At 55.5% G+C, this 15,773-nt stretch carries 21 protein-coding genes and 1 tRNA gene; 14 read left to right on the top strand and 8 right to left on the bottom strand.

What is annotated here, in order from left to right:
- Positions 1–9: 9 nt before the first annotated feature.
- Positions 10–1,074, top strand: coding sequence for an NAD(P)/FAD-dependent oxidoreductase (locus IPI63_RS08500; protein WP_214065779.1), 1,065 nt, complete (start codon positions 10–12; stop codon positions 1,072–1,074).
- 69 nt (positions 1,075–1,143) lie between these two features.
- Here the strand turns inward: IPI63_RS08500 and IPI63_RS08495 are convergent, their stop codons facing one another.
- Entirely contained in the window at positions 1,144–1,692 is a 549-nt protein-coding gene (locus tag IPI63_RS08495) for a S8 family serine peptidase (RefSeq protein WP_292477953.1), read from the bottom strand.
- Between the two features lie 186 nt (positions 1,693–1,878).
- Between IPI63_RS08495 and IPI63_RS08490 the strand changes: the two genes are divergently transcribed.
- Positions 1,879–2,256 carry a hypothetical protein gene (locus IPI63_RS08490; protein WP_292477952.1) on the top strand — a complete coding sequence of 126 codons (378 nt, stop codon included), beginning with the start codon at positions 1,879–1,881 and terminating at the stop codon, positions 2,254–2,256.
- A gap of 92 nt (positions 2,257–2,348) precedes the next feature.
- A complete protein-coding gene (locus IPI63_RS08485; RefSeq protein WP_214065523.1) occupies positions 2,349–2,546 on the top strand; it encodes a dodecin family protein in 198 nt (65 codons plus the stop codon).
- 140 nt (positions 2,547–2,686) lie between these two features.
- Here the strand turns inward: IPI63_RS08485 and IPI63_RS13110 are convergent, their stop codons facing one another.
- From IPI63_RS13110 to IPI63_RS08455, 6 genes are all read right to left on the bottom strand, one after another.
- Entirely contained in the window at positions 2,687–2,869 is a 183-nt protein-coding gene (locus IPI63_RS13110) for a hypothetical protein (RefSeq protein ID WP_292477950.1), read from the bottom strand.
- Positions 2,870–2,884: 15 nt separating this feature from the next.
- Positions 2,885–3,151 carry an adenylyltransferase/cytidyltransferase family protein gene (locus IPI63_RS13105; protein WP_292477949.1) on the bottom strand — a complete coding sequence of 89 codons (267 nt, stop codon included), beginning with the start codon at positions 3,149–3,151 and terminating at the stop codon, positions 2,885–2,887.
- 41 nt (positions 3,152–3,192) lie between these two features.
- Positions 3,193–3,624: an adenylyltransferase/cytidyltransferase family protein gene (locus IPI63_RS08470; protein ID WP_214079929.1), complete on the bottom strand. Its 432-nt coding sequence runs from the start codon at positions 3,622–3,624 to the stop codon at positions 3,193–3,195.
- 66 nt (positions 3,625–3,690) lie between these two features.
- Entirely contained in the window at positions 3,691–4,107 is a 417-nt protein-coding gene (locus IPI63_RS08465) for a Mov34/MPN/PAD-1 family protein (RefSeq protein ID WP_214065520.1), read from the bottom strand.
- Positions 4,104–4,919 (bottom strand): biotin--[acetyl-CoA-carboxylase] ligase, encoded by an 816-nt coding sequence (locus IPI63_RS08460; RefSeq protein WP_292477948.1) that lies wholly within the window; start codon positions 4,917–4,919, stop codon positions 4,104–4,106. Before IPI63_RS08460 ends, IPI63_RS08465 begins: the two co-directional genes overlap by 4 nt.
- A gap of 16 nt (positions 4,920–4,935) precedes the next feature.
- Positions 4,936–6,420 carry an acetyl-CoA carboxylase biotin carboxylase subunit gene (locus IPI63_RS08455; RefSeq protein WP_214065518.1) on the bottom strand — a complete coding sequence of 495 codons (1,485 nt, stop codon included), beginning with the start codon at positions 6,418–6,420 and terminating at the stop codon, positions 4,936–4,938.
- Between the two features lie 154 nt (positions 6,421–6,574).
- Here IPI63_RS08455 and IPI63_RS08450 point away from each other — a divergent pair, with 154 nt between their 5' ends.
- The 10 genes from IPI63_RS08450 to IPI63_RS08405 all read left to right on the top strand — a co-directional run bounded on the left by IPI63_RS08450 (position 6,575) and on the right by IPI63_RS08405 (position 14,920).
- Positions 6,575–7,003, top strand: a complete 429-nt coding sequence (locus IPI63_RS08450) for a pyridoxamine 5'-phosphate oxidase family protein (protein WP_292477946.1) — start codon at positions 6,575–6,577, stop codon at positions 7,001–7,003.
- A complete protein-coding gene (locus IPI63_RS08445) occupies positions 7,004–8,464 on the top strand; it encodes a replication factor C large subunit (protein WP_292477944.1) in 1,461 nt (486 codons plus the stop codon).
- Between the two features lie 87 nt (positions 8,465–8,551).
- Positions 8,552–9,280 carry an ATPase domain-containing protein gene (locus tag IPI63_RS08440; protein WP_292477942.1) on the top strand — a complete coding sequence of 243 codons (729 nt, stop codon included), beginning with the start codon at positions 8,552–8,554 and terminating at the stop codon, positions 9,278–9,280.
- 7 nt (positions 9,281–9,287) lie between these two features.
- A complete protein-coding gene (locus IPI63_RS08435; protein ID WP_292477941.1) occupies positions 9,288–11,072 on the top strand; it encodes a glycosyltransferase in 1,785 nt (594 codons plus the stop codon).
- A 173-nt stretch (positions 11,073–11,245) separates the two neighbouring features.
- A complete protein-coding gene (locus IPI63_RS08430) occupies positions 11,246–12,484 on the top strand; it encodes a glycosyltransferase family 4 protein (RefSeq protein WP_292478215.1) in 1,239 nt (412 codons plus the stop codon).
- Positions 12,485–12,512: 28 nt separating this feature from the next.
- Positions 12,513–12,638 (top strand): hypothetical protein, encoded by a 126-nt coding sequence (locus tag IPI63_RS08425; protein ID WP_292477940.1) that lies wholly within the window; start codon positions 12,513–12,515, stop codon positions 12,636–12,638.
- 234 nt (positions 12,639–12,872) lie between these two features.
- On the top strand, positions 12,873–13,106 hold the full coding sequence (locus IPI63_RS08420) for a hypothetical protein (RefSeq protein WP_292477939.1): 234 nt from the start codon (positions 12,873–12,875) through the stop codon (positions 13,104–13,106).
- A 193-nt stretch (positions 13,107–13,299) separates the two neighbouring features.
- The gene (locus IPI63_RS08415; RefSeq protein ID WP_292477937.1) at positions 13,300–14,481 is read left to right on the top strand and encodes a glycosyltransferase family 4 protein; all 1,182 of its coding nucleotides are present in this window, start codon (positions 13,300–13,302) and stop codon (positions 14,479–14,481) included.
- Positions 14,482–14,662: 181 nt separating this feature from the next.
- Positions 14,663–14,736 (top strand) — tRNA-Thr (locus IPI63_RS08410).
- A gap of 28 nt (positions 14,737–14,764) precedes the next feature.
- A complete protein-coding gene (locus IPI63_RS08405; RefSeq protein ID WP_292477936.1) occupies positions 14,765–14,920 on the top strand; it encodes a hypothetical protein in 156 nt (51 codons plus the stop codon).
- Positions 14,921–15,035: 115 nt separating this feature from the next.
- On the opposite strand, the gene IPI63_RS08400 is transcribed toward IPI63_RS08405, so the two are convergent.
- Positions 15,036–15,164, bottom strand: coding sequence for a hypothetical protein (locus IPI63_RS08400; protein ID WP_292477935.1), 129 nt, complete (start codon positions 15,162–15,164; stop codon positions 15,036–15,038).
- Between the two features lie 141 nt (positions 15,165–15,305).
- Here IPI63_RS08400 and IPI63_RS08395 point away from each other — a divergent pair, with 141 nt between their 5' ends.
- On the top strand, positions 15,306–15,773 hold the full coding sequence (locus tag IPI63_RS08395) for a hypothetical protein (protein ID WP_292477934.1): 468 nt from the start codon (positions 15,306–15,308) through the stop codon (positions 15,771–15,773).

Genomic DNA, 15,773 nt, shown 5'->3' with positions numbered 1-15,773 from the left:
CTAAAGACCATGAAGGTAGCTGTTATTGGCGGGGGCATTGCCGGCGCAGAGCTGATCCGGGTGGCTGCACCCTGCCCACTGGAGTTCACACTGATTGAGCCCAAAAAGCAGATAGAGATGCAGGCTCTCTATCCCGAGTATCTGGGTGGGGTGGCCAGGCTCCAGGACCTGGCCGCTCCCCTCAAGCCCTTCTGCGAGCGGGTGGGTGCCCGTCATGTCCAGGAGAGGGCCCTCCGCCTGGAGGGAAGCACTGTGCTCTGCGAGAGAACCCGGGTGGACTTCGACTATGCTATAATCGCTACTGGTGCTGCTCAGAACTACTTTGGCATCAAAGGGGTGGAGAACACCTTCTCCATCAACACCCTGGAGGAGACAAAGAGGGCGCGACGATTCGTGGAGGACAACTATCCAGAGAGGATCATGATCATGGGCTCCGGGCTCACTGGAGTGGAGGCGGCATCCATCCTGGCGGAGAGCCTGGATGCCAGCATATATGTCATTGAGGCTAAAGAGCGCGTCCTGCCCCAGTTCTCCCCCCAGACCTCTGAGCTGGTGGAGAGGGCCCTCTCCAAGCGGGGGGTGAACATCCTCACCTCCACTCAGGTGACTGAGGTCAAGGAGGACTGCATAATGTTCACAGACAACACCTGCCTGGATTGCGATATGGCCATCTGGACGGCTGGGGTGAAGCCCTCCCAGTTCATCGAGGGTCTGGATCTGCCCAAGAGGAAGGGCTGGCTGCTGGTGGACCCTTACCTCAATGTCTCAAGCAACCTATTCGCCATCGGAGATTGCGCCTGGGTGGAGATCGATGGCCGGCTGGCCACCAAGACCGGCCTGGAGGCGGAGAGGCAGGCCAAGTACCTGGCCCGTCACCTATCCTATCTGATAAGAGGCAGGGGGCTGGAGCGGTATTCAGTCCGGGCCAGCACCGACAGCCAGGTAGCACTGATATCCCTGGGATCGGACTGCGCTGTGGGAGTGGTGGGGAAGACCTGCATTGGAGTGCCCACCAGATTGATCTACTCTCTGAAGAGCTGGATCGACAAATCATTCATCAAAAGATTTAAATAAAAATCAGAGGTCTGGCTGAGGGGCTCTCATCCTGCCCGACCCCGGCCAGGAAAATTTGATCGCTTTCCTCTAGCTCAGCCTCGTCTTCAGCTTAAAGCCACCAGAGCCCCGGTGGGAGCGGACCGTTATGTAGTATTCCCCCGGCCCGGTTATGGGAAGGATGACGCTCTCGCTGGCCTTGGATGTGTATCCCCGGGCATCGTACTTCTCTTTAGTGGGAGCTGCTCCCTTTCTCACATAAAGATCGTAGTCTGCTCCCCCCGGCCCATCCAGGTCCATGATCAGTTGGTTGGAGACAGCTATCCTGTAGACCTTCTCCTCTCCCATGCTCTTGAGATTGCCTGCCACCTCCTGAACAAAGGGCGGTATCTCCTCTGCCGGCTGGACCCCAGGCCCGTGAACCTCTTTGGCCGCCTTCAGGGCGTCTATTATGCCATATCCGGACTCTCTGTCATACTGGTCGCTCCTGCTGCTTGTCCTGCGGATAATATCGATGATCTCTGCCGGGGTGAGGCGGGGGTCGATGGATTTGATCAGCGCTGCCAGGCCGGCCACAAAGGGAGTGGCCATGGACGTCCCGTCCAGGGTCTCATAGCGTGAGCCGAAATAGGTGCTCAAAATGCCACACCCGGGGCCATGACCTGCTTGTAGTCCCCGAAATTTGAGAGGTTCGCTCTCTTTCCGTTCTTGCTCGCCGCCCCCACGGCAATCAGCTTGCTGTATCTCATCTATCACTCCGTCAGATATAATAGCAGAGAGCTGCATGTAAATGGAAACGATGCCCGGACAAAGCGCTCAAGGAGGATGGAGAGCTATAACCCTGCTCTTGTGCGCCTCTGCATAAGGCAGCAGGTACGCAGCAAATACAGGCTAGAGGCGGTGAAATTGGCGGATAACGTTGTATACTATACGACCAGGGGGACAAGACGGGGCTCTTGTGAGCACAAGCATCGAACAGTTGCCTATGCCTATCACTGCTTGAGGCATGATATCCAGGCCTGTCAGAAGGAGGGCACCATCTCCGATCGGCGGATCTATGCTGTGGAGGATGGGAAAGAGAGGGAGTTGGTGGAAAGAGAGATCTATGAACTCGATCATGCCAAGAGGCTGGTCCTGGGCAAGACCATTCTCAAGCAGGAGCAAAGGGAGCTGAAATCCAGGCTGATGAGTGATGATCGCTGAGTGCCAGGCTGTTCAACTCCATGACGGGGTGCTCAACAGATCGAAAAGGATTGCAGCAGCATCACAGGTTGACTACAGAGGAGAGGGATCTCATGTATTCTGTAATTGAGATAGTCGGAAAGGATTCAATGGGCTGGGAATACTCAGTCAGAAATGCCATCGAGGCTGCATCTGAAAGCATCAGGGACATGAGGATAGCGGAGGTGAAAGAGCTGGATGTGAAGATAGAAGATGGAAAGATTTCCGCCTACCGGGCCAAGATCAACCTCTCATTCAGGGACGAGAGATAGTAAGCTGCATAGAGATTGAGCCTGCCTCAACCCCATCCTTTACTGAAGATCGCATCCAGCCGTTCAAAGTATCAGCTGTTCGATGTTCAAATTATCAGCTATTTAATATCATCCGGTCAGAGTGTCATCCGGTCAGAGTGTCAGCCGATCAAGAGCCGACCGTGCCGGTCGATCTTTCCCTCCGATATCCGGGTGGAGCTTATGCGGATCTTATCCTGAGCCATCTGATACTCTATCCTGGATATCTGCAGGGGCGGCAGGCCCTTCTTGGTCCGGAGGCGATTGATCTTCTCCGCCATGGGCAGGGTCTCTGGGGATACCACAATAAAATCAAAGTTCTAATAGATCGATGGGCCGCATTGATCCTCGATCTTGGTGATATGGACATCATCAATCCCAAAGCATTTCTTGATCGCAGTGCGCAGATCCTCCTCTCTGCTCTCATAGCTGCGTACTGATCTGCTCCTGCTCGACCGGGCCATCTCGTCCGAGGTCAGGCCGATCACCACCTCTCCGTCCTTCCCCAGCTCAAAAGCGCGCCGGAGCAGGGCTATATGCCCATCATGGATGGGATCAAAGGTGCCTCCTACTGCGACTCTGGCCATACAGGCCCGCAAACTATCAATGCCGTATAAGTACTTGGCGGCTAGATGCGGCGGCCCCGGAAGCGTTCCAGTATCTTATTGACGATACGCCGGGAGCTGCACAGCTCACAGGGCTCCTGCTCATCTATCCTCACAATCTGGGGGTGTAGGCCGCGACGGAAGAGATCGTGCTCCAGCCTTAAGGGGTCGAAGTGCTGGTCGAAGCCCAGGGTGATTATATCAGGCCGGAGCTCCTCTATTGTCCGGAAGATATCGCCCACCTCGCCCAGAACTGCCCTGTCCACCGGCTTTAGGGATTCGATCATCCTCCGCCTCTGCTCCTCAGGCAGGATGGGCTTGGCCTTATGGCGGACATTCACATCCCTGGCCACTATGACCACCAGCTCATCTCCCAGAGCCCTGGATCGCTCCAGGTACAGGACATGCCCGGGATGGAGAAGGTCAAAGGTGCCTGTGGCAACCACCAGCGTCAAGGCTCAATCTCCATTCCGGACCCCGGCCATCCTCTCAATGAAGATCATCCTCAATGGATATCATCCTCAATAGAGGTCATCATAAAAGCCATCATCATCGAACTGTACATCCAGGACTGGAAGGTCGCGACGCTCCCCTGCGGCATTGTAGCACACCCAGCTCCTCTCGTCGAAGGGGGGACCGACGATGATATGATAGTCTCCGGTGCGAGAGAAGAAGAGGATATCCGGCTCTGAGGGGCGGAGCACTCCGGATGGATGGCTGTGGACTGAGCCTGCCACCTGCATATTGGGAAGCATATAGAGCCTTACCAGAGCGTTCATGCGAGAGCTTTCCGTGCCGGGCAGGATCAGAACCTCAGTTATGATATCATCATCCACCTGGAGCAGGCCAGCAAACTCCAACGGGGCGGTGGAGCGCGATGCCTCCAGTATGAACTTCAAAGTATCTTTAGCAATTCCCAAAACCTTTTTTCTCCTCATTTTCTCTCCAATCCTCGCAGATGAATGCAATCCCCTTCCAGGACTCTCATCAGATCGCCATTTATCCTCAGCATTAAGGCTCCGTCCCGGGCCAGGTCCACCACCTCACCCACCACCTCTCCAGAACGGGCAGAGATGCGCACCATCCTGCCCAGGGTGACTGAGCGCTGCCGCCACTCATCATAGATCTCCTCTGAGCCCATACTCTCATATGCCCTCTCCATCTCCAGGAGAATTCTCTGGATCAGAGCAGTACGACAGATACTGGATCCCATCTCCTGGGATAAAGAGGTCGCCATCCATTCACCGGGAAAGGGAGATGGATCGATATTAGCGTTGATGCCCACCCCCACCACTGCATACTCCAGCCTCTCTCCATTGGCTTGGATCTCCATCAGTATGCCTCCGACCTTTCTCCCTCCGATAAGAATGTCATTGGGCCATTTGATCCCTGCCTTGAGGCCTAGCAGTGAGGATATGGCTCTGCAGGCAGCGAGACAGACCGCCATATTGATCTGGTAGGCAAGGGCAAGGGGGATGTCCGGCTCTAAAATGAGGCTCATCCAGATCCCGCCGGGTGGCGATTCCCAGGATCGAGAGAGCCTGCCCCGGCCACCGGTCTGGCTCTCGGCCAGGATGACACTGCCCCTGCTGCCCTTCCGGGCCAGTGAGCTGGCCAGCTCATTGGTGGATGCGACCCTATCAAAGAGGAGCAAATCCCTGCCCAGCCACCTGGTCTCAAGGCCGGAGAGGATGCGCTCTTCATCCAGGGAATCCGAATCATTGCCCCTGGGATCATGGCCGGAGCTCATAGCCTGGGCCTCACCATCAGTGCTTCTCCTCTGGTTTCTGCTGGCCAAGGTAGGAGCCTACAGCTGCTGCTATCGCCGCCACCTTGCGGTTGTCGGCCCCAAGGGCGGAGGCCAGTGATTGGTGCTTATCAAAGTCCTCTGCAGCCACCCGGATAACAGCATCGGCGATGTTCTCCTCCTTGATGAATCCCGTATTGAAGTCACCGCTTCTGAACCGGGCATTTCTGAGCACTGCCTTATGGAAGAAGATGTTCGTCTTCACCCCCACGATGATGTACTCATAAAGGGCTCGCTCCATCCGGGCGATTGCCTCTTTGCGGTCTTTGCCATGGGCGACCAGCTTGGAGATCAAGGAGTCATAGTAAGGGGGAATAAGGTAGCCTGAATAGACTCCGCTGTCAACTCTGATGCCTGGACCGCCTGGACTTCTGTATCTTTGGATCCTGCCGGGCGCGGGAGAGAAGTCGTTTAAGGGATCCTCGGCATTGATGCGGCACTCTATTGCCCATCCCCGGATCTGTATGTCGCTCTGATCGTAGTTCAGGGGCTGGCCGGCAGCGATGAGGATCTGCTCTTTGGCCAGATCCACGTCTGTCACCATCTCAGTTATGGGATGCTCGACCTGCAGGCGGGTGTTCATCTCCAGGAAATAGAAGTCCCCCCGGGAGTACATGAACTCCACTGTCCCGGCGCTGGCGTATCCAATGGCTTTTGCCGCCTTAACGGCGATGGCACCCATGCTCTCGCGCAGCTCATCGCTCATCACAGGCGAAGGCGACTCCTCGATGAGCTTTTGGTGGCGGCGCTGAATGGAGCACTCCCGGTCGGAGACATATATCGTCTTTCCCATCTCATCTGCCAGGATCTGGAACTCGATATGCCTGGGCTCGGTGAGATACTTTTCGATATATATCGTATCATCTCCAAAGGCACTGAGGGCCACAGACTGGGATGAGGTGAGGGCAGGGAGCATCTCCCCCCGGCTTTTCACGATCTTCATGCCGATTCCTCCGCCACCAGCCGCGGGCTTGAGGATGATCGGATAGCCGATGCCATCTGCCAGGTCCATCGCTTCATCAGGATCATTGATGCCCTTTTCAATGCCCGGGACTATTGGAACCCCTGCCTCCTTCATCGTCTGGCGGGCGGTGATCTTCGATCCCATGGAATCGATGGCCGATGAGGGCGGCCCGATGAATACTATGCCGTTTTCAGCGCAGGCAGATGCAAAGGCGGTGTTCTCAGATAGAAAGCCATATCCAGGATGGATAGCTTGGGCGCCAGTCTCCAGGGCGGCCTTGATTATGTTATCTATCTTCAGGTAGCTCTGGCTGGATGGAGATGGTCCTATGAATACTGCTTCATCGGCGTACTTGGCGAACAGTGCATTCTTGTCCGCTTCGGAGTAGACGGCCACACTGGGGATGCCCAGCTCCCGGCAGGCTCGCATAACCCGGATGGCGATCTCTCCCCGGTTGGCTATCAGGATCTTGCTGAACATTCGCCTATGAAAGGCTCTGTTAGGGTAAAACCTTTTTGGAAGGAGGGCGATCTGAGCTGGCCAGCTGAGGGGCCAACTGGCAAAGGAGGCTCATCACCTTCCCCGTCCAGATCATCCGGCAAAAGCTAAAAACCTGGAGGGCCAACTGCAGATCATGAAGCCCAGGGAGTTATCTGAAGAGGAATGCAAAGCGCTTCTCCTGTCAGCCAGATATGGCAGGCTGGGGCTGTCCAGGGATGACCAGCCTTATGTGGTTCCAATGTCTTTTGTCTATCATGACGGCAAGATCTACCTTCACTCCCGGGGGAGGGGCAGGAAGGTCCAGTATGCCTCTGAGAATCCTCGGGTCTGCTTTCAGGTGGATGTTCTGGAGAAGGGCAGGTGGATGAGCGTCAATGCCTTTGGCAGGGCAGAGCTGTTGGATGATATAGAGGCCAAGCAGAGGATGTTTGACGCCTTTACCAGAATGGGCCTGGGCGGCCACGGAGGCAAGAGCTTCCAGCGCCAGGATCTGGAGAGGATGGATATGACCATATGGGAGATTGCCATCGATGAGCTGACGGGAAGAGAGGGCGTCTGGTAGATGCCCGCAGCATTGAAGTGGACTGAGAAGTACCGCCCAGCCTCACTCAAACAGGTCCTGGGCAATGGCAAGGCAGTAGATGACCTTCGAGAGTGGGCTCTATCCTGGGAGAGGGGTGAGCCTATAGCCGGCGCCGTCATTCTCTACGGCCCGGCGGGAACAGGAAAGACCTCAGCCGCTCTGGCCCTGGCACGTGATCTCGATTGGGACTACATTGAGATGAACGCCTCAGATGCCCGCACTGCGGGGATGATCGAGAGGATTGCCGTTCCTGCATCGCGAAGTCAGACCTTCTCTGGAAAGCCGAGGCTGGTGATCCTGGATGAGGCGGACAACCTCCATGGCACTGCCGACCGGGGCGGGGCGGCGGCCATGCTCCGCCTGGTCAGGGAGACCCTCCAGCCGGTGATCCTGATTGCCAATGAATACTATGAGATCGATAAGACCCTCCGCGATGCAACCCGGGGAATTCAGTTCCGCTCGGTGCGCTCCACCACCATCGCCCAGGCCTTAAGGGAGATCTGCCGGGCAGAGGGCATAGATTGCGATCCCGATCTGCTGGTTACGATCTCCCAGAGGGCAGGGGGGGACATGCGCTCTGCAGTAAACGATCTGCAGGCAGCTGCAGAGGGCCGGGAGAGCATTCTGATGGAGGATCTGGCCACTGCTCAAAGGGATGTCAAATCATCCATCTTCCGGGTGCTGGAGGTGATCTATAAGGGCAGCAGCGCCAAAGAGGCACTGGAGGCATCCTACACCCTGGATGAGAGCCCTGAGGATCTGATCAACTGGGTGGACGAGAACCTGCCCCTGGCATACTCCGGCCAGGACCTTCTCCAGGGATATGAGAGCCTGGCCCGAAGCGACATATTTCTGGGCCGGGTGCGGCGTAGGCAGAACTATGGGCTGTGGCGTTATGCCAGCTATCTCATGACCGGGGGGGTGCAGGCGGCCAAGAGGGAACGCAGGCATGGTTATGTGGCCTTCCGTCCCCCCAGCCTGTGGCGGAGGATGGGCCAGACCCGCAAAGCCAGATCGATCAGGGATTCTGCCGCCAGAAAGATCGGCAGGCATTGTCATGTATCCCTCTCCTTCGCCCGCTCGGAGCTGATGGACTTTGTGGGCATGCTCCTCAGGGACAAGAAGAGCGCCCCCCGGCTGGCGGCCCAGCTGGAGCTGACTGCTGAGGAGGTTGCTCTCCTCCTGGGAAGCTCTCCTGGCACCAAGAAGGTGCAGGGCATCATCGATGAGGCGGTGAGAATTCAGAGCAGAGAGAAGATTGAGAAGATAGAGCTGGCATGGCGGAAGAGCGGCCAGGCGGCAGATGAGCCGGAGGGGAGTGGACCTAAGGGACGGGATGGGCCGAGCAAGAGAGACGGCCAGGCCAGGGCGGAGAGGAAGAATGGCAGCGAGCCCGCCCCCAGCTCAGAGAAGAGGCAGAAGTCCCTGTTCGACTTCTGATCGAAAGGGCTAACTAGCATAGTTGAGAGAATAAACTGCGTCCGGCACTGCAATCCAAAAGCGCAAGAGCTGTGAGGGGTGTTAATTATGACAGTACATAGCAGCAAATTTCCAAGAATGAAATCCGGCATACCTGGGTTTGATGAGATGGTAGGCGGCGGATTTCATCTGGGAACTGTAAATACCATAACTGGTTCCTCAGGCACTGGCAAGACCGTCTTCGCCAGCCAGTTCATTCACTATGGCATCGGAGAGGGAGAGAAGGGAATGATCATCACTCCCTCAGAGAGCGCAGAATATATGAGAAGAGAGATGATGTCCTCCTTTGGCTGGGACTTCGGCGCAATGGAAAAAGCAGGGAAGCTGAGCATCATCGATGTCACAGACCCGGTCCTGAGGCTGCAGAAGAGCGTCGATATAGATCCAGTGGAGTTTCTCATCAATTTCAGAAAACTGGTGGAGAGGAAGGTGGAGGAGGAAAAGCCTAAGAGGCTCTTTATCGATGATCTGACAGCATTTTTCATGGCGGTAGAGGCGCCTTTCAAGGTTCGTTCATTAACCGACGACCTCTTCGGCACCATCCGCTCCAGCGGTGTTACCTGCATGGTCACCATAGGCACCGCCTTTGGCACCAATCAGTTCCTGGAGTACGGGGCGGACTCCGCCACCATGCTCAACCGGGAGAGAATAGGCAATACGCTCATCAGATCGATCTACATAATGAAGATGAGGGGATCGAGGATCGCCAATAGCATCAGAGTATTGGACATCTCAGATGATGGCATCTCTGTATCAACCCTCTCCCCTTATCCATGAGGAAAGAATGATAGAAAGATGGATCGTCCTGGCCGCAGAGGAAGCGGGCCCTGCCTCCAATAAGATGGGAGGCATTTGGAATGTAGTGGATGCCGAGGCCACAACCTTAGCGCGGCTGGTAGCGAAAGGGGAAATAGATAGCGAATTTCGTATTCTGGTAGCCGGCCCCAATTATCCTGCTGCAGGATCGGACTGGAACGCCGGCCGGAACCGGGTGACTGATATCTCTTCCTTCAACCGGCTGGAGATGGGAGAGGAGCTGGGCCAGGCCCTGGCGGAACTGAACTCCATGGGCATTGAGAGCATCACCGGCCAGCGGGTCGAGAATGGCGTTCCCATCGGCTATGTGCTATTTAATACCAATTATTATCAGTCCCGTTTGGTGCGCTGGAAGAACCAGGAGATGACTCTCAACAATGCCATCAAGACCGAGGCCTTTACTCTCCTGGGCCTGGACTCCATGAGGTTTGAGAAGGAGCACTACGGAGGGGAGTACAATCACTATCTCAATCTCTCCTATGCCGTCTCAGAGCTGGTGCGCAACCTTGCCCAGTCCCGGGATGAGGGGGCGAAGAAGTACGCCGATAAGGCGGTGGCGGATTTCGCCCGCTCGGTTATGCCCAAGGTCCGGATCTCATTGCACTGCCATGAGTTTGGGGTTTTCTATGCTGCTGCCAGGCTGGAGAAGCTGGGCATTCCAGTGAGAACCCTCTGTACCTTCCATGCTACTGTACCTGGAAGGACGGCGGGTTACAGATCGCTGGAGAAGATAAGGAGGAATGACTCAAAGATGGAGCCTGGAACCCCACTGGGCTTTGCCGCCCTGGAGGCCCTGGCCCGCTATGCTGATGGGGTCACATTTGTGGGCGATTCCACAATGAAAGAGGCGATGCTCTTTCACCGCATGAAGGGGGTGGTCATCCGCAATGGGATCGATGTTCGTGTAGACCGGATTGACTGGGATAAAAAGGAACGCTGCCGGGCCAGGATCCAGGATTTCATCATCAAAAACCTCTATGGGAACCACGAGGGAAACTGCCCAGCAAGGGAGAACATCATCCCCATCTTCTCCATCTCCAGGATAGAGATAGAGAACAAAGGCTATCCTCAGCTCCTGGATGCCCTGGTGCTTCAGGATCATCTCCTCCAGCACAGGATGATGGGACAGCGACATGCCGATCAGATCGTAGTGGTTTGCTTTCTCATCACTGCTCACGGTCCCAAAGCCAGGGATAAGCTTCCCGAGGGCTTCCCCATCAAACTGCCCATAGAGGTTTTAGTGGGCGATGAGATCCGTCTGGAGAACATGATCCATGAACGGCGGCTCGGCAAGGATGAGCTGATCTCCGGCCGGAGGGGTGTGGCGGCCGTTCTCTATCCTCAGTGGCTGGGACCGAATGATGGCGGCCTGGGAATGAGAACGGATGAGCTCATGGCCGGCTGTGTTGCTGGCATATTCCCCTCTCAGTACGAACCCTTCCTTCTAACTGCACTGGAAGCGGGACGGGAGGGGACTCCCAGCATCGTCAGCCGGAGCGCTGGATATAGCGATGCCCTGAAGAAGGTTGAGCATCGGGTGCCCGGATTGGGTGGGGTGGTGATTGTGGACAATATCGAGATGCAGCTCCAGGAGACAGTAATGGACTATGCCCTGGCTCTGGATTACTTCTCCCGCACCTATCTGGAGGACGAGGTGAAATACCGGCTGCTGTGCGAGGAGTCATTCTCCCTGGCCAGGCAGTTCAGCTGGGATCAGCCCGTATTGGAGTATTATAAAAACCTTACAGTCTGATCACCGGTCAGGTATCAGTCCCGGCGTCGGCATATCTATGGCATGAACACCCATATCTATGGCATGAACACCATCACATCTATCTGCCGGCATGAGCACCGGTTTGAGTACTGGCATGAATGCCGGTTTGCACCAGACAGATGAATCCAGAGGAGTGGCATTAATTGAGGTCAATGAGAATCGCCTATTTCAGCACTGAGTACCCTCCCCTCATCTATGGGGGGCTGGGGGTGTATGCAGATAATATCTCTCGCTCTTTAGTCGCCCAGGGGCAGGAGGTCACAGTCTTCTCCTGGGGATCGGAGAAGACTCCCAGACATGAGAGGATGAGCGGGGTGGAGGTCTTCCGGGAGAGGCCCCTTCCCATGAGGGAGGGAATGGAGATCTTTCTCTCCCCCCAGACCCTGGGCTGGGGAGAGGGGCTGGATTATCTTCTCAATCTGTTCTGCTACAACCAGCTCGCTCTTGACAGGCTGATGCAGGAGGGGGGTTTCGATCTGATCGTTGCCCATGACTGGCTGGCCCTTCCTGGTGGTATGGCCGCCAGAAGATCCGGCATTCCCCTGATCTACCACGTTCACGGCCTGGAGGCGGGCCGGTCCTCCCGCCCCAATCCTCAGCTCATTGCCCTGGAGCACAAGGGCGCTGAGGTGGCTGACCTGGTCATCACAGTATCCGAGGCCATGAAAAGGGAGCTTGCTGGCCTGGGCGTCCAGCCGGATAAAATCCGGGTCTGCTATCATGGAGTGGATTGCGATTTCTTCGATCCGGATAAGGTGGATAAAAGATCCCTGGCCGCTCTCAGAGAGAGATATGGCTTTGATGAGGATGATATCGTAATTCTCTTTGTAGGACGGCTGGAGCCTGTGAAGGGAATAAGAGAGCTTTTTGCTGCCCTGCCCCGCGTTCGGGCAGAGCACAACAGAATAAAGCTCCTGGTGCTGGGTGTCGGCAGCCTGGAGGATTGGGCTATGGATGAGGCCAGGCGGCAGGGCAATATAACCCTGGTTACTGATTTCGTCAGTGCAGAGGAGAAGAGGCTCTTTTATGCTCTGGCTGATCTATGCGTCTTTCCCAGCCTCTATGAGCCCTTTGGCATCGTGGCCCTTGAGGCAGCAGCCATGGGCAGAGCGGCAGTGGTTGGTGCAGCGGGTACCAGCGGCCTGGCGGAGATAGTCAGGAATCCAGGGGAGGACGAGCCCACCGGGGTTCATGTCAATGCTCGCGATCCAGCCGATCTGGCCTGGGGGATCAACCTCGCCCTGGAGAACAGAGAGCGCCTGGAGGCCTGGGGCAGAAACGGCAGGAAGAGAGCTCAGACCGCCTTCAGTTGGCAGAAGGCAGCGGAGAGCACCCTGGCCATCTATGAGGAGGCGATAGCTCTCTGTCAAGATAGGTCTCAGGCGGTATAGGTTTGCCCGAGATAAGGGGCATTATTTCTTGGAAGAGCACTGCATCATCGCTTCCGAATGCAATAGAAGGCCTTCGGATCTCCTGGCGGCCAAAGCAGTCCCGGCAGATGAGAGAGGCAGACGAGAGAGATTGCCCCCCTCTGCCGGGGCATGAGGATAGGACCTCGATGGCCCTTGCCGCTTATACTGGCGACGGTCTCCTGCGCCAGGATCAGATCGGATCGAAGCCCTGCAGATCAGGGCTTTTCTCAATGCATATCCTACTGTGATTCCAAGGCCTGGGCCCCTGGAAGCAGAATGGATTTCCCTCTTTGGCCAGGGCTATCATGAGGTGATCGCAGGCTCACAGGATCATCGCCAAAATCCCAAGGATTTCAGCAGGGGGCACATGGAGATGCTGGTTGAAGCCCATGCCGATTGCTACCGGCATTACTGCTGCCATGATTGCCTTCCACTTCCTGAGAGACATCACTTCAACACCAGGATTCAGCCGACATTCTCCAGGATCGCAGGCTTTGAGAGGTGCTCGGGCATATATGTCAATCCCCTTCCTCCAGAGCAGGCCGCGGCGGAATTGATTTTTCTGCCCTGCCGCCGAAAGATTAATCAATTATCGGACTAAAATCATACTGAGCCTTTGTAGGGCCTGAAATACTTTTAAAAACAGGCAAACAAGAAGAAACAGCACTAAAAAATGACCATACTGATAATAATTTAAAGGCACCTCTCCGAAGTACTACTGGCATAATGCTCTGAGCACCCTTTGCAGCATTCACAGCAGTACTCTCAGCGATATGGACAGGATGCCTTTAGGGATGCATGGTGAGTGGATGCGAATTGGAATGCTCTCCTGGGAGAGTCTATACTCAATAAAAGTAGGTGGTGTTGCCCCTCATGTCTCAGAGATATCGGAAGCGCTGGCCAGGCGGGGCCATGAGGTTCATGTCTTTACCCGCAGAGGGGACTTTGAGTCTTATGATAAGATAAATGGGGTGCACTACCAGCGGGCAGATGTAGATGAGCACGGCGATATCCTCGACCAGATGAACAGGATGTGCGATGCGCTGTACTATCGTTTTGGTGCAGTGCAGCAGCTCTTCGGCAGCTTCGATGTGGTGCATGGCCACGACTGGCATCCAGTTACCGCCTTGACCCGCATTAAGAGCGACTATCATCTGCCCTTCCTTCTGACTATGCACAGCACTGAATGGGGGAGGAATGGGAATCACTTTGGATATGGCATATCCGAGGAGATATCTCATAGGGAGTGGCTGGGCTGCTATGAGGCGGCGAAGGTGATTGTGACCACCAAGAGGATGCAGGATGAGCTGATGCAGATCTACAGCCTGCCCAAGGAGAAGCTCCTCATCATCCCAAACGGCATAATTGTGGGCAAGATGAGGCGGGGGGTTGATGCTGGCCGGATCAAGGAGAGATATGGCATTCATCCCCTGGCACCGGTGGTGCTCTTCTGTGGCAGGATGAGCATCCAGAAGGGTCCGGATCTCCTGGTGGAGGCCATTCCCCAGGTGCTTAGAAATAGGCCTGATGTCTGCTTCCTTTTCATCGGAGAGGGGGGCATGAGGGCAGAATGCGAGCAAAAGGCTCGCGATCTTGGCGTTGCTGATTCCTGCCGCTTCCTGGGCTATATCTCCAGCGCTGAGAAGCAGATGCTGATCAATGCCTGTGACATGATGTGCGTCCCCTCCCGCAATGAGCCCTTTGGGGTGGTGGTGCTGGAGGCATGGGATGCCTGCAAGCCGGTGGTGGCCACTGATGCTGTGAGCATCATCAACAACTTCCAGGATGGTCTGCTAGCATATATCCAGCCCGACTCCATAGCCTGGTGCATAAACAGGATGCTCAACGATCCCAAAGAGATGAGACATCTGGCGCGGGCAGGCTGGGCCAGGATAGAGAGCGAGTTTTCCTGGGATCATATTGCCGAGAGGACAGAGGAGGCCTATGAGCAGGCCATTGAGCTTAGCCATCATTGAGCTTAGCTATCATTGAGCTGAGCTATCATCGAGCGAGCCGTCATTGAGCTGAGCCATGAGCAAAGCAGTTGAAGGTCTGCCTTGCACTCCTCTCATTCTCTTTTCACGCGGCTTCATATCAGCCCCTTTCCCCTTTTCAGACCGAAAGGTTCATGAAGGGCGAGCGCAAGGGGCTCTTAGCGCCTCGATAGCTTAGCCCGGTATAGCGCGTCCTTGGTAAGGACGAGGTCGCGGGTTCGAATCCCGTCCGAGGCTTAACCTTTTTTTTGTCTCATAGAAAACAGTGAAAAGCCCCTTTTTCTTCGAGGAAAAAGCCCTGGACAGATGGAATTATCAGGGAATAGAAAGTTCGGTTGTTCTTGATAGATGCATAGTCTTGGGCATAGTCTTGGGCATTGCATTTGGCGCTCCGGGAGGGCCAGATGGATCGATCGACTGATCATCGGCAGAGCATCAATGCCGCCCGCGGCCAGCTCCCCTGCGGGCTCTCTCCCTCTCTTGGGCATCCATCTGCCGGGAAGCCGTCCTCCGGACTTGAGGCCAGGCCTGCCTTCTCAGTCGCGCCCTGAATCAGAGGTGGCGCTCTCAGTCTCCTCATGCGGGATGCGGCAGCGGAGAAATCGTCTGGCAAGCCAGGTGAAGGCCATCAGACCGATGAACAGCTTTATGAGACCTTTGATCATGATCTATATCACCAATAATCAGTATTGGCCTCTGAACCTATAAAAATACCTGGGTCTCTACTCCTCCAACCCCCTCCCATCAAAGGCCTCCACCCAAAACTATTTCTCATTGCCAGCCAGAGTAATGCTGGTGGCATCATCTTGAAGAGAGGCGCTTTTCTGATCATCTTGGCACTGCTCAGCATCTGGGCGGCCTTGATGCATTCTGGCATGGGCACATCTCCTGCCGCATCGGGGTTTGATATGGGCGGCACCATCACATATGTCCTCACCCCGGCGAGCATCGTTGTGGGCAACATCACAGTCGATCTAGCTGGCATCAATGCATCCGGCTTATCCAGCTCAGCATATGTCTATCTGATGGAGGATCTGAGAAGATATTACACCGGCAAGGGTGTGCTGGTGAAGGGAAATTATGCATATTTCGATCTAAACGGATCTTACAATTCGGAAAGCATAAATGAAATGATCCAGAGGCAGATCTCCGAGCTGGAGGCGGTCCAGGGATACATAACCTCCCAGAATCATACCCATAGCCATCATCACCATCCCAATCATCCCCATCCCAATCATCCCCATCCCAATCGCCGGATCATAAATCAAAAATAA

Origin of the sequence: Methanothrix sp. (genome assembly GCF_016706325.1) — an archaeon.
Lineage (GTDB): Archaea > Halobacteriota > Methanosarcinia > Methanotrichales > Methanotrichaceae > Methanothrix.
Note: the sequence above shows the minus strand (reverse complement) of the source record. Positions and strands in the feature narration are given on the sequence as shown.